The sequence below is a fragment of the Dolichospermum compactum NIES-806 genome (assembly GCF_002368115.1).
Lineage (GTDB): Bacteria > Cyanobacteriota > Cyanobacteriia > Cyanobacteriales > Nostocaceae > Dolichospermum > Dolichospermum compactum.
The window spans coordinates 2,983,861-2,996,034 of the sequence record NZ_AP018316.1; the positions used below are offsets into that span (position 1 = coordinate 2,983,861).

13 protein-coding genes and 1 pseudogene are annotated in these 12,174 nt (G+C 38.5%); 8 read left to right on the forward strand and 6 right to left on the reverse strand.

Annotated elements, in window-relative coordinates; all coding sequences use genetic code 11:
• Positions 1 to 278: 278 nt before the first annotated feature.
• The 3 genes from CA730_RS14155 to CA730_RS14165 are packed head-to-tail and all read left to right on the forward strand — an operon-like array spanning position 279 to position 3,624.
• Positions 279 to 710 (forward strand): HEPN domain-containing protein, encoded by a 432-nt coding sequence (locus CA730_RS14155; RefSeq protein ID WP_096668193.1) that lies wholly within the window; start codon positions 279 to 281, stop codon positions 708 to 710.
• 3 nt (positions 711 to 713) lie between these two features.
• Complete coding sequence (locus tag CA730_RS14160) at positions 714 to 2,120, forward strand: tyrosine-protein kinase family protein (protein WP_197705443.1); 1,407 nt, start codon at positions 714 to 716, stop codon at positions 2,118 to 2,120.
• A gap of 10 nt (positions 2,121 to 2,130) precedes the next feature.
• Positions 2,131 to 3,624 (forward strand): P-loop ATPase, Sll1717 family, encoded by a 1,494-nt coding sequence (locus CA730_RS14165; RefSeq protein WP_096671534.1) that lies wholly within the window; start codon positions 2,131 to 2,133, stop codon positions 3,622 to 3,624.
• Between the two features lie 79 nt (positions 3,625 to 3,703).
• Here the strand turns inward: CA730_RS14165 and CA730_RS14170 are convergent, their stop codons facing one another.
• Together CA730_RS14170 and CA730_RS26460 are read right to left on the reverse strand one after the other, a co-directional pair.
• Positions 3,704 to 4,693, reverse strand: a complete 990-nt coding sequence (locus tag CA730_RS14170) for a PRC-barrel domain-containing protein (protein WP_096668197.1) — start codon at positions 4,691 to 4,693, stop codon at positions 3,704 to 3,706.
• Positions 4,694 to 4,834: 141 nt separating this feature from the next.
• A pseudogene (locus CA730_RS26460) lies at positions 4,835 to 5,025 on the reverse strand (hypothetical protein); the annotation flags it as partial.
• A 140-nt stretch (positions 5,026 to 5,165) separates the two neighbouring features.
• Here CA730_RS26460 and CA730_RS14180 point away from each other — a divergent pair.
• The gene (locus CA730_RS14180) at positions 5,166 to 6,107 is read left to right on the forward strand and encodes a DUF2382 domain-containing protein (RefSeq protein ID WP_096668198.1); all 942 of its coding nucleotides are present in this window, start codon (positions 5,166 to 5,168) and stop codon (positions 6,105 to 6,107) included.
• 238 nt (positions 6,108 to 6,345) lie between these two features.
• Positions 6,346 to 6,987, forward strand: coding sequence for a restriction endonuclease subunit R (locus CA730_RS14185; protein ID WP_096668200.1), 642 nt, complete (start codon positions 6,346 to 6,348; stop codon positions 6,985 to 6,987).
• A 70-nt stretch (positions 6,988 to 7,057) separates the two neighbouring features.
• Here CA730_RS14185 and CA730_RS14190 read toward each other — a convergent pair whose 3' ends face one another.
• Positions 7,058 to 7,285, reverse strand: coding sequence for a hypothetical protein (locus tag CA730_RS14190; protein WP_096668202.1), 228 nt, complete (start codon positions 7,283 to 7,285; stop codon positions 7,058 to 7,060).
• An 83-nt stretch (positions 7,286 to 7,368) separates the two neighbouring features.
• Positions 7,369 to 7,761: a type II toxin-antitoxin system VapC family toxin gene (locus tag CA730_RS14195; RefSeq protein ID WP_231939841.1), complete on the reverse strand. Its 393-nt coding sequence runs from the start codon at positions 7,759 to 7,761 to the stop codon at positions 7,369 to 7,371.
• Positions 7,762 to 8,398: 637 nt separating this feature from the next.
• Between CA730_RS14195 and CA730_RS14200 the strand changes: the two genes are divergently transcribed.
• A complete protein-coding gene (locus CA730_RS14200) occupies positions 8,399 to 8,695 on the forward strand; it encodes a hypothetical protein (RefSeq protein WP_027402408.1) in 297 nt (98 codons plus the stop codon).
• Positions 8,696 to 8,702: 7 nt separating this feature from the next.
• Complete coding sequence (locus CA730_RS14205; RefSeq protein ID WP_015080096.1) at positions 8,703 to 9,107, forward strand: type II toxin-antitoxin system VapC family toxin; 405 nt, start codon at positions 8,703 to 8,705, stop codon at positions 9,105 to 9,107.
• A 401-nt stretch (positions 9,108 to 9,508) separates the two neighbouring features.
• On the opposite strand, the gene CA730_RS14210 is transcribed toward CA730_RS14205, so the two are convergent.
• Positions 9,509 to 10,279 (reverse strand): Rpn family recombination-promoting nuclease/putative transposase, encoded by a 771-nt coding sequence (locus tag CA730_RS14210; protein WP_096668204.1) that lies wholly within the window; start codon positions 10,277 to 10,279, stop codon positions 9,509 to 9,511.
• A gap of 95 nt (positions 10,280 to 10,374) precedes the next feature.
• On the opposite strand from CA730_RS14210, the gene CA730_RS24425 reads away from it, so the two are divergent.
• Positions 10,375 to 10,551 (forward strand): hypothetical protein, encoded by a 177-nt coding sequence (locus CA730_RS24425; protein ID WP_157749979.1) that lies wholly within the window; start codon positions 10,375 to 10,377, stop codon positions 10,549 to 10,551.
• A gap of 64 nt (positions 10,552 to 10,615) precedes the next feature.
• On the opposite strand, the gene CA730_RS14215 is transcribed toward CA730_RS24425, so the two are convergent.
• Entirely contained in the window at positions 10,616 to 12,136 is a 1,521-nt protein-coding gene (locus CA730_RS14215; RefSeq protein ID WP_197705444.1) for an AAA family ATPase, read from the reverse strand.
• Positions 12,137 to 12,174: the final 38 nt, after the last annotated feature.

Genomic DNA, 12,174 nt, shown 5'->3' on the forward strand with positions numbered 1-12,174 from the left:
ATTATATGTCGTCATTGACAAACTGTGATTCCTTTCTGGGGCGATCACGAAGCACTGCTGCAAGCAGTTCGCATTTATGAACAATTTAGGGATAATATCAGTAATTTTAGCTACTAACCCATCATTTAATCTTTCATCTTCAGCCTAGCGAAAAACGGGAGTTTGTGGTTAAAGCATTATCATCTCACCCTCGTAATTTGGCTAAGGTATTGTTAATGATATATTTTAGGTTAGGTTTTGAAAACTTGTGCCTATTATACAGCAATTTGTAGTAAACAATGCAAGGTTCATTTTCTAATTCAGCAGGTAGGCATCTACAGGATGCCCAAATTCTTTTGGGAGAGCAACGATGGGACAATGCCGTTTACCTAGCAGGTTATGTTGTGGAATGTTGTTTCAAGGTACTTGTTGAGCAAAACTTTAAGCATGATCAAGATGCGGCAAAAAAATATAACCATAACCTCGCTGAACTTGATGGAAGGTTAATGGAACGCTTACGGGTTATCTACCCCGTTTTGGATAAACAACTACCGGCTTCACGAATAGTTGGTACTGTTCTCGCTAAAGATCATCCAATGAGGAGATATTTCAAATCTGGACATTGGACTGAAGCTGACGCAACAACTGCTGTTCAACGTGCGGAAGAAATTTACCGAGAAATAATCTCCAAATTAGTGTTAGACGGCTCAATTCTCAGCAAAGATATTTAAGAAATGATGATCAGTTTTAGTGAAACCTTTGATAAAGTACGCGAATGCTTTAATGACGAAAGCATTGTAAATACACTCGGACGTAAACTTGATTCCGTAACTATTATTCGTGACGTTAACGGAAAGATTAGAATTTTTCTTGAATCATTAGAAAATAATACCCCATTAGAAAATAATACCATTGAAGAATTAGAAACCACTGACCTTAAGACCCTTTTATCTACAAAACTTGGAAAGTATTATGGGAATGATATTTGGCTACCACGAAGAAATAACGATGCTTACCAATCTTTAATTAAAACTATCAAGGATGAAAGAGTTTTTGCATCTTGGGATAATGGATCAAGTCCTCGCTGGTATATTCTTGAACGCCACATTGCTAAACAGGCATGGATAGATAATAACGTAGGTGAACAACCTTGGACAGAGGCCGTAGTCTATCAAAAATACAAACCCGCGATCATATCTTTTTTCTCCTTTAAAGGAGGTGTGGGACGAACTAGTAGTCTAGTTGCAACTGCCTTGACTTTAGCCCGTAATGGTCATAGAGTTGCTATTGTTGATCTCGATTTAGAAGCACCAGGATTGGCTACAATTTTTTCACCAGATAATCCAGATAATCCAAATAATCCAAATAATCCAGGTGTAATTGATTATTTATTGGAAAAGAAAATTCAAGAACAAGATTGGAAACTGCGTACTCATTTGATCAGCATTAATGAACGGATTTTGCTAGATGATAATGGTGAGAGTATACAATTACTTCCGGCTGGAACAGTAGATAAAAATTATTTGGAAAAATTAGCTAGATTAGATTTTCAGAACCTTGTAAATGGTGAACTGGAAAGTACAATGGTAAGTATGTTAAAAGAATTGGAAAGTGCAGTCAGACCTTTAGATTTTATTCTAATGGATGCGCGGGCTGGGTTTCATGATATTGGTGGATTAGCGATCGCTAAACTCTCCCATGCGGCAGTGATCTTTGGCACTCAATCACGTCAAAGTTGGGCTGGACTAACTCATGTTATTCGACATTTAGCAAGTCCTGGAGTTGATGAGCGTTTACCGTTGATTCTTGTACATTCGATGGCTCCTGCAACAGGAATCCCAGGACGAGAAACAGAATTAACAGAATTTCGGGAACAAGCCTACGACCTTTTTCGAGAAAACTATTACTCCGAAGATGAAGATGTCCCTGATGCTAACAATAGAGAAGAACCATTTTTTCCGCTAGTTGTACCTTATCAGGAGAGTCTACGGGGGGACATAGCTCTATTTTCTCGCAACTCAACTCCAGAAGAATCCACTCGACTATCAAAGCTTGCAGAAATCATGACCAATTCTCCTTATAAGGAGATTGCAGAAAAGTTGTGTAATCTTTTTGGGCGTGAATTTCAAAAAAATAATTAGATTAAAACCTATGTCTGAAATTAATAAACACAAATTACTAGAATTAATAGCGAATATCGCCCCTGGTAAAGGAATTGCTGAACATGAAAGTAATGATCATGAAACATTCTTAAAAAACTTTTTACCCATAGCAGATTATCGTCATGCTTTAGAACCAAATATATTATTAATATTAGGAGGAAGAGGAGTAGGAAAAACTGAATTATTCCGTTTACTAGCAATTCCTTCAGGACGAGCAGCTTTAGTTGAAAGCTTGGGAATTAGATCCTTACCCACCTTGAGTAAAACAACATGGGTAGCTGGCTTTTGCAAGGACAAAAAGCAATTTCCAGCACCAGAAAGTGTAGAAAGGCAAATGGATAAAGCTACAAATATTGAATGGCGTAGCTTCTGGATTGGTTTAATTTTAGGCGTGTTATTACAGCAAGAAGATTTTAAGTTCAAAGATTTTCTAATTGAACGAATAGAGCCAGAAATAGTTAATCTTCTGAGAGATGATTTATCTCTTTTATCAACTTGGCAACCTATTGTCAATCAAAATCTTGAAAAATTAAATTCTGTCTTAGATAAATTAGATCAAAAACTTATTGAAACAGATGATTGGTTATTCGTTACTTATGATGAATTAGATAGATTAGTTGTTTCCTATACTGCCTTAGCAAGTCCAATACGTCAACTTTTAGCTTTGTGGCTTGATCGATGGCGACGTTGGGATAGAATACGACCTAAAATCTTTTTGCGTACTGATCTATTTCGAGAGGATTTTTTGAATTTTCCTGATGCTTCTAAACTGCAAGGCCATCAAGTTCGATTGGAATGGAAAACTTCATGGCTTTACCAACTTTTGGTCAAACGACTTGCAAACGCTGGATCTGAAATGACAGAATATTTGCAAAATATCCCAGAGTTAATTACTGAAAATAAAACTGGTTTGGGCTGGAGTGTAACATCAAATGAAAAATTATTTGAAGAACTAATCGAAAGAATGATTGGTAAGTATATGGGTGCTAATGCTAAAAAAGGAATTACCTATCGCTGGATTCCCAATCACCTTCAGGATGCTGATGGTCGAATTGCACCGCGTTCTTTTCTCAAGTTATTTGTTTTAGCCGCAGAACTGAGAATACAACAGCACTCGACTGTTGAACAAAATATGGTACTTTTGCAACCCTCTGATTTACAGGGGGCTTTAATAGATACTTCAAAAGCGCGAATTATAGAATTAACTCAAGAGGAGTATCCTTGGTTAGAATCCCTTAAAACAAGTTTAGCTGAACTTGTAGTTCCAGTAGAGAAAGACAGGTTTTTAGAAGCAGTAGAATCTACTAACTGGAGCGAAAAACCCGAAAAGCAACCACCTGTGATTAACCCTGAAGAAATTTTGAAATATTTACTTCAACTGGGAATTGTAGAAAGTCGTTCTGATGGAAGAATTAATATGCCTGAAATATATATGTATGGATTTAAAGTTAAACGGAAAGGTGGGCTTCAACGTCCCAAGTAGCATAAGATTGAAACTCATGTAGAGAGCAACTGCCAAAAAAATAACCCCCCCTACCTGTAGTAGAGGGGGTTTACAAAACTTAATATCCGCCTTCTTCTTCGTATTCCACTTGTCGTTCCTTAACCTTTTTGGGAATATTTACAGGCTTTGGTGCATCATCCCACGCATCACCATCCAGATCATCATCATAGTCATCATACTGGTCAGCATAGGTCTTTTTAGCAGGCTTGACTTCGTATCTGGGCGCTTCCTGATAACTATCCCTGACCGTTGCATCACTCCAGTTATCTTCTTCATCTTCGTCATATTGAATTGACTCGTAGGAACGGGCTTTCATGACCTGACGCTGGGGTCTTTCTTCTTTTACGTAGTCTTCAGTCCATTCTTCTTCCTGGGCTATGGGTTCAGGAATGCGGACTTTTGGCCGGGGTGGTTGGAGGGGTACACCGCTAGGTAATTGATTGCTGGGTGCAACTGTGCGGGGGGCAGTATAACCAAATTCTTCTTCTGGGTCTCGTTCCCAAGGGGCTTTACCAATACCCAGCCGTTCTAAAACGCCTACAGTTAACTGGTTTACTCTTTCTTCAGCACCTTCAAAAACAATTAAACGACTCGGACCAGTGCTGACAACTTCATCTATGGATAATTCGTAGGTACTCAAAAACTGGTCAGGAATTTGGGGTAAACCCAAGGAGGCAATAACGATAGAGTATATTTTACCCGTTTCGCCATTAAATTTAAAGCCTCTTACTTTGCCTAAAACTTCACCTGTTTCCGTGATTACTTCCCAGTTCATCAGGTTGCTGAGAATCTCTACTTCCACATCTTCGATGACATCCTCGTTATCAACTAAGATGACATCACCGATTTGGTTGATGGTGTTGAGATACATATTACGAGGCAAACTAGAAATAGAGATCAGGCTGTCTCGCAAACTTAGTGCCACAACCTCTCTTTGATCAACATCAACCCAAATTTGACTCACGATACCTAACCGCTTACCGTTGTCGCGGGTGATTACCTGAGTGTTTAATATATCTGAACGTCTAACTATTTGTTCTGAAGTCATTCTATAGGTCGTCCTGTTCGCGTAGCGTGCCGTAGGCAATCTCGAATCTGGTTTATGTATATGTCTATTTTTAACAGAAATTTGTCAGTTGTCAGTTGTCAGTTGTCATTGGTAAACTTTTTTCCTGTTCCCTGTTCCCTGTCACCTGTTACCTAACTTAATACCCAAAACTTGAGTATACGCGCTCCTGGCTTGAGTTACGCCAATTGTGCGCTGGGCTGATTTTATCATCGGACGGCGCAAACTCACAATTATAAAGCTTGTTTCGCCTGTTGTTTGATCATTCTAGCTAATCATTCCCCGTTTGGCCCATTTAAAAACATATCAACTTCGTAATTGTGGCTGCATATCCTGATGATACATTTCGACCAGAACAGCAAAATTTATTGATATTAATATCTTCCTTGAGAAAGAAGAAGTAAAAAATTTTATTTTTAAAATTGTAAGTATAGCTGTTTGGAGCTAAACGAATATGGCTTTATACAAAATTGAAGACTTTACTGCTGACTCTAACTATGATCGTCCAGAGTTGGATGACAGTGAAGTTGAAAAGATTAAGCATTTTGATGTCTATTCAGACATAAACAATGATAAAGTTGGCACTGTCAAACACATCTTGGTAGATGATTCAGGGCGTTTGCGTTATTTAGTTGTGGACACAGGTTTTTGGTTCTTTGGTAGGCAAGTATTGTTGCCAATAGGACGTTCCCGAATTGACTACGATAAGCAACGGGTGTATGCAATTAGGCTTACAAAGGAACAGGTAAAAAATTTACCAGATTTTAAAGATTTGCAAGAAATTGATTACGACTATGAGGAACGGGTGCGGGGCGTTTATCGTCCGCCAACAGTACAAGAACCTTTAGAGTCATCAACACCTTTAGAGTCACCTATACCTGTAGATGTTACAGCAGTTTCTAGCCATCGCACAATAACTACACCTGTTACTCCTCCTGTTCCTGCTGAACGTAATACATATAGGTATGAGGAAGAACCAAATCTTTACAATGTGAATGAGCAGGATCACCACAACCTCAAGCTATACGAAGAACGTTTAGTTGCCACTAAATCTCGTGTGAAGACAGGAGAAGTAACTATTAGTAAGGAATTATATACTGAAATGGTAACAATTTCTGTACCTGTTCAAAAAGAACGTATAGTTATTGAACACAGTAATGGAGAAACGGATGCTAAAGCTATATTACCTGGTGAATCTGATTTCCGTGAGGGAGAAGTGACTCGGATGGATATTTATGAAGAAGTCCCTAATATCCAAAAGGAAACAGTTTTGCGGGAGGAAGTGAAAGTCAAGAAAATAGTTCAACAGGATACAGTTGAAGCTGAAGATACTATTCGGCGTGAGGAATTAGATGTGAGTCGCAATGATCAACGAGTAGGTGAGAGAAGAAACTAATTAAATGATTGTACTGAAACAGCAGTTCGGCGTTTTGGGAAAATGGCTCTCGTTGCCACAGAAAATATTGTAGTTGGGGCAAGGGAACAGGGAACAGGAAGAGAGTTTTGAGTGATTTTACTTTTCTTCACATACCTTTAAATTTTTCTGTTAACCTACGTATCGTATATTAAGTATTAGAACCCAGATAAAATTCCTAAACTTCTAAAATTCATGTAATTACTACAAGGATTTAACTGTGATTACAAATGCTAGTAGCCTTACCCTTAGCAATCTCCGTCAAACCTTTGGCTTGAGACTCAATTCTAGCGATCGCTTTTTTGATGAATGGTTAAATAATGCGCCGACTCTAACCGAAGCGGAACTACAAGGACTAGATCGCCTCACTCGCAACTATACCTATCTCAGTCAAGAGGAAGCGCCACTTGAAGAAATTGTTAAGCTTGTCGTGGTGTCGCCATTGCTAGATTTGGCTGGTTTCTATCAATTTCCTTTTCTGGTAAAAGCAGAAGTAAGTACCAGTATCGAAGTTGCTGATGAAGCTAATGCTATGGCGGTTCAAGGCAGAATTGATATTTTGGTAATCCAAGATAGTTTTTGGATTTTGGTAATCGAATCAAAACCTGCAAGGCTAGACGTTACCGCAGGAATTCCTCAAGCACTTACTTATTTGTTGAGCGCTCCTAATTTGCCGTCAAGTTACTATGGAATGGTTACAAATGGAAGGGAAGTATTGTTTTTGAAATGTGATCGCCGCCAAGATGTCCCTCAATATACGCGATCGCATACTTATCGGTTACTTGAAAATATAGCAGAACGCATCCAAGTTTTGCAGGGACTTAAACAAATTGGGGCTTATATTGGCGATTTGAGGAGTTAGGCGATGCCTGCGGCGAGCGAAGCTATCGCACTTTATAAGTCTAATTTGAGCGATCGCTTCGATATGATGGCTAAGTTGAGTGGCGGATAACATCGGGCGCATCACCACCAAGATATCGCCCCCGTCCGCTCCAACGTGTTTTTATATCTTGCTTTCGTGATAAGCTCACAACTTCTCTACCGCTTTCAGCTTGTTGCTTTTGCAAATCAGCAAAGATAGCTTTCAAGTCATGATTGAATGACCGAGAATACTGTTCACGAATTCTGTGGATCTCTTCCACAATCTCATCATGAAACATAATCAACCTCCTAGAAGTTCATAGGGTGTACAAAGAATCGGCAATTCGTATCCAAAATCAATGCTGATCTCCGCCAATTTTCCCTAAATTTGAGCATTGGCAATGTGCTTGCAATTCCATGTCAGCAGATAATCCATTCCGTGAACAGTTGCAACTGCGATATGAATAGCATCAACATCAGCTTTTGCTGGAAGGTTGCTGCGGCCTAAAAATTGCTCTGCTAAATCCAGCACGGATTGGTTTAAGTTGAGTAATGATAGATTGCTAAGAATTTCGAGTCGTTGAGATGCAATTTTGGCATCTCCTTGGGTAGTTTCTTTCAAGACTGCTTGGGATGAGTATAGTTGAAAGTCACTGCGCCGTGTATTCCACCACTCCCTCGTTATCTCAATATTAGCCGCCACAATAATGTCTCTGCTTGGTCGAGCAGTAAGGTAGCCTAAGATACTGGTTTCAATATAGACAGTTTCACCCATACACGGTAGATTGTAAGCTACTTCATTTTAGCTTATATTTTAGGTGCGTTACACTACATTAACGCACCCTACAAGATCGGCGATTCCTAGGTCGTGCTTCGCTATCGCACTTTATCAATTTAACCTACAAGCGATTCCTAGGTCGCGCTTCGCTGTCGCACTTTATCAATTCAACCTACAAGCGATTCCTAGGTCGCGCTTCGCTATCGCACCTTATCAATCTAACCTACAAGCGATCGCTGTGCCAGTTGCGTAAGTCCTGATGACAATAGAAAAAAGCGAACTGAAAGTCACCGTTGCGCCACTCTTACAGAGCGCTTCGCTATCGCACTTTATCAATCCAACCTACAAACGATTCCTAGGTCGCGCTTCGCTATCGCACCTTATCAATCCAACCTACAAGCGATTCCTAGGTCGCGCTAGTTCCCTCCGGGACGCTTTGCGAACGCTATCGCACTTTATCAGTTTAAACTGTGAGCGATTCCTAGGTCGCGCTTCGCTATCGCTTGACATTCAAAACAGTCGCTACAAACTTTTGGGGACTCATTGGTGATTTAAAAGTGTTAGTATAAATAATTCCCAAAAGTTCACAAACTTGATATAATGGACATAAAGACTATTTAGTGAGGTAATAATTATGTTATCAACTGATATGAAACAAGAATCAATAATTAAGAGAATTGAGAATGTTGTTGCTATTTTAATGGAAGAACGTCCTTTATTTAAAGAGGATCTAAATTATACGAAAATGGTTCAAGATTTAGTAAAAGTATTTAAAGAAAACTTTTCTTTAGAAGAATTTAGTCAGATATCAGAAGAAAGTCTTAAAAAGCGTTGTAGTGGTATCATGGCTCTACACCTTTTGGCTAAAATAGGAGAGGATTTTACTCCTGAACAAATGGCAATTTTTGATGATGCAGTTAAAAGAAAATAGAAAATTTATGAATTATTTATTAGATACTAATATTGTTTCTTTAGCACTCAAACAAAATTCCCAAATTCTTCACAAGATTACAATTAGTGAGTCTAAGGAAGAAAAGATTTTTATTAGTTGTATCACCTATTTTGAAATTAGGCGAGGTTTTTTAGCGGTTGATGCACCAAAACAAAGAGCAAGATTTGAGGAATTTTGTCAAGAATATCCGATTATTTTCTTAGATGATTTAGCAATTTTAGAAAAAGCTGCTCAAATTCATGCTAATTTGAGATTAAGGGGTGTACCAATTCAAACTGAAGATGTTTTAATCGCTGCTACTGCTATTCTTAAAGATTTAATTGTGGTTTCTAATGATAGTGATTTGGCCAGAGTTGAGGGTTTAAGTTTAGAGAATTGGGTAGAATTATGATGATTAAATTATTTTTTGGCTGATGTATTTAAAACTGTAGGTTTGGTTAAGCTGTTATTGGGTTTTTCGCATTTGGTCAGGGTGTAAGTGGCGAACTCGCACTTTATCAATCTAACCTACGAGTGATCGCACTGATATGATCAGGACTTACGCAAGTGGCACATTGGTAGGGTGCGTCAGATATCAACAATCTGTTTATTTGCAGGATTTATGCAGTAGTAAAGCACCCTACAACAGATTTTTTTGTGACACTTGCGTAAGTCCTAATGATTTTGACTTTCTCTTGAGAAGTTACTCCGAAAAAATCGCTTTTGTTCAATTAAAAATAAGGTGCGTTACATTTCATTAACGCACCCTATAAGATCAGCGATCGCACTTCCTAACACCACCTACGAGCAAGTTTAGTTTTTTGCAGACTCATTCAGTTGCTGCTGAATCTGTTGAACTTCCTCGATCGATAAACCTGTTGAAGATACAATAAGACTGAGTGCCACGCCACCGCGTAGAAGATTAAGCGCGATCGCCCGCTTCTCCTCTTTCCGAGCATCTCTTTCAATCGAACGATAAACAGTGGATTCCTGCATGATGTCTCTCCGTAGTATGCGATAAACGATCTCATCTTCTAATTTTAGCCCAGCCAAAATCCCTGATGCTGCCATCAGGTTTGCTTTTGTTGTAGGGTCTACAATCTGATCCACCCTTTTAGCTACTTGGCGCAACGTTTCCTCGGCATTAACACTTTCACCCAAAACCGCAAAGGGAATCAGCCCAGGATATTGCAGGAAAAGTGATGCAGGTTGTTCCCACAATCGGATGACATCAAACTCATGGCGCGTCCGCTCCATCATAAAGCTCGTTTGATAAGCCAACTCCGACCTAGTCTGCTTTAAGTAAATTACGACCTGTCGCATTGGTTTAGTTGGATCTTTTCGGTACATTCGCACACGGTAATCCAAAATGCGAAATGGAATATTATTTTTAGGGAGCGTTTGAAACTCGATATGTAAAAAGGATTCGTTAGATTCCAGCAAAATCAAGGCATCGGCTCGAATCGGGTCAAGGGAGAGTTCCGAGGGTTGGATTTGTGTCAGGGTGACAGGTTCACCCAAAAGCCAACTGGCAAAGTCAGCAGAGAAATTTTCGGCAAGAAATCGGCAGGTATCGTCATACATGAAAAAATTATACGATAATATCCGCTTACTCAATTCAAAGTCGGATAGAATTTTTCCCTTGGTTTTATCCAGAATTTTTCTGTATAACGGTACAATTGAACGCACTTTATCAATCTAACCTACTAGCGATCGCACTTCATCAATCCAACCTAAAAGCGATCGCACTTTATCAATCTAACCTACAAGCGGTCGCACTTTATAAATCTAACCTACTAGCGATCGCACTTGTTAGCATCTTTAGTCTAACAACGATCAAAGATACAGGAAATTAATTCCTTATAAACATTCATTTCTTCCGAGATACACTTAGAAAGATTCAACTTAAATACTTCAGCATTAACGCTGGAAGTAATTCCACAAATATTTTTTATTTTTCCAGTGACATCTTTTAAGTTCTGATTGTCTATATCTGTCACTAATAGATAGATCGTATTCATTTTCACTAAATTCGCGGTTATTTTCTTCACAGTATTTGACAAGAACTTCTTTGTCATACAAATAGTTTTCAATTTCCCATCTTTTCAGGACTCTGTGATTGGCTCGATTAAGCTGGAGATATGATTGCCTGTCCTGCTCAGTAGTATCTCGCCCTGATGCCATATCTCTATCCTTTAAGACTAATATTTCCAGGTTAGAAAAGACCTTGCTTAGAATCGCAATTGCAATATCACTTCGCTTATCTAATTCAGTATTACCTCCACTCGAAACAAAGAGTGTATCGTGATAACTTTCCGAAAATATATTATTAAAAACCTGGGCATCTAATCCTCTCTCGACCCCACCCATACCTGGTTCGTCACGTCCTTCACAATAGACTATACGTTTAGGGCTAACAAGATTGGCTAAGTCATCAAGCGCAATTGAAAAAATATCACTCCAATTTGCTCTTAACGCCTTCATCGGAGTCAGGGTATAAGCCTCTGAAGCGAGTTTATCGTTGGACTTAAATTGAATAATTTGACACTTGTCCTTCATCTCATCTTGTAGAGCGCGTAAAAAGCCTATGCTATGGGTTGTAAGCCATATTTGGCAGTTCTCTCCAACTAAACGATCAATTTCTATTAAAAGATTTTTCTGTATTGATGTATTTATGTGCAGCTCTGGTTCGTCTAATAAAAATATAGTATCGCAATATTCATCTTGCCTTAGATAGAGATCCAAAAGTATATCAATTACTTCTTTTTCTCCTGAAGAAAGGACATTGAATTCAAAGTCACTTGGGTGATCCGACTTCTTAAAGTAAAGACTACCTTGAGAAGCTTCAATATTTCCAATACTTGATATCTCTAAATCAAGACACTTTTTAATAGAAGAGTTCAAATCTCCAATTATTTTTTCTTTTGCCTCACTTGGTTTGCAGTCAAAATCATTCAGATATTTGTTATATTTGATATAGAGTCGCCTGTAGTTTTCCTCTATTTTGTCATCAATATCTGATGTTGTAGTCGCCCCATATTGATTGAATCTTATATCAGGAGTCGCCATTGATTGTTTGACCATAAGGCTGCTGTTGTACCTATATGGACTACGAAATGAAAATATTGTATTTTCTTTGCCAGACCTTTGCTTTTCACTTCTAATTTCCTGAAATGTTCCTTCCAAAAACTGAATAGAAACATTTTGATGATTGTAATTTGGAGTTCTGTTCATCGAATGATATTGATGATCTTTACCATCTTTGTTTCCTACCCGATTATGTGCATTGTTGTGAAAAAGCATCCCATCTAGCACACTACTTTTTCCGCAGCCATTAGGACCCACCAATGCAACTATCCTTTTGGGATTTTCACCTAGATCAATAGTAAGGTCAAAAAATCTTTTGTAGCCATTCTTAAGCTGAAGTTTCTTTATTCTCATCTGACAAATTATTTCGCTTCACAACTATATATCTTACG

What these genes read in the sequence shown, in the direction of transcription:
- CA730_RS14210 (WP_096668204.1), bottom strand. Translation starts at nt 10,279, where the DNA reads ATGTATGACGATACCTGCCGATTTCTTGCCGAAAATTTCTCTGCTGAC.
- CA730_RS14205 (WP_015080096.1), top strand. Translation starts at nt 8,703, where the DNA reads ATGAATTATTTATTAGATACTAATATTGTTTCTTTAGCACTCAAACAA.
- CA730_RS14215 (WP_197705444.1), bottom strand. Translation starts at nt 12,136, where the DNA reads ATGAGAATAAAGAAACTTCAGCTTAAGAATGGCTACAAAAGATTTTTT.
- CA730_RS14190 (WP_096668202.1), bottom strand. Translation starts at nt 7,285, where the DNA reads ATGTTTCATGATGAGATTGTGGAAGAGATCCACAGAATTCGTGAACAG.
- CA730_RS14155 (WP_096668193.1), top strand. Translation starts at nt 279, where the DNA reads ATGCAAGGTTCATTTTCTAATTCAGCAGGTAGGCATCTACAGGATGCC.
- CA730_RS14165 (WP_096671534.1), top strand. Translation starts at nt 2,131, where the DNA reads ATGTCTGAAATTAATAAACACAAATTACTAGAATTAATAGCGAATATC.
- CA730_RS14170 (WP_096668197.1), bottom strand. Translation starts at nt 4,693, where the DNA reads ATGACTTCAGAACAAATAGTTAGACGTTCAGATATATTAAACACTCAG.
- CA730_RS14200 (WP_027402408.1), top strand. Translation starts at nt 8,399, where the DNA reads ATGTTATCAACTGATATGAAACAAGAATCAATAATTAAGAGAATTGAG.
- CA730_RS14160 (WP_197705443.1), top strand. Translation starts at nt 714, where the DNA reads ATGATGATCAGTTTTAGTGAAACCTTTGATAAAGTACGCGAATGCTTT.
- CA730_RS14180 (WP_096668198.1), top strand. Translation starts at nt 5,166, where the DNA reads ATGGCTTTATACAAAATTGAAGACTTTACTGCTGACTCTAACTATGAT.
- CA730_RS14195 (WP_231939841.1), bottom strand. Translation starts at nt 7,761, where the DNA reads ATGGGTGAAACTGTCTATATTGAAACCAGTATCTTAGGCTACCTTACT.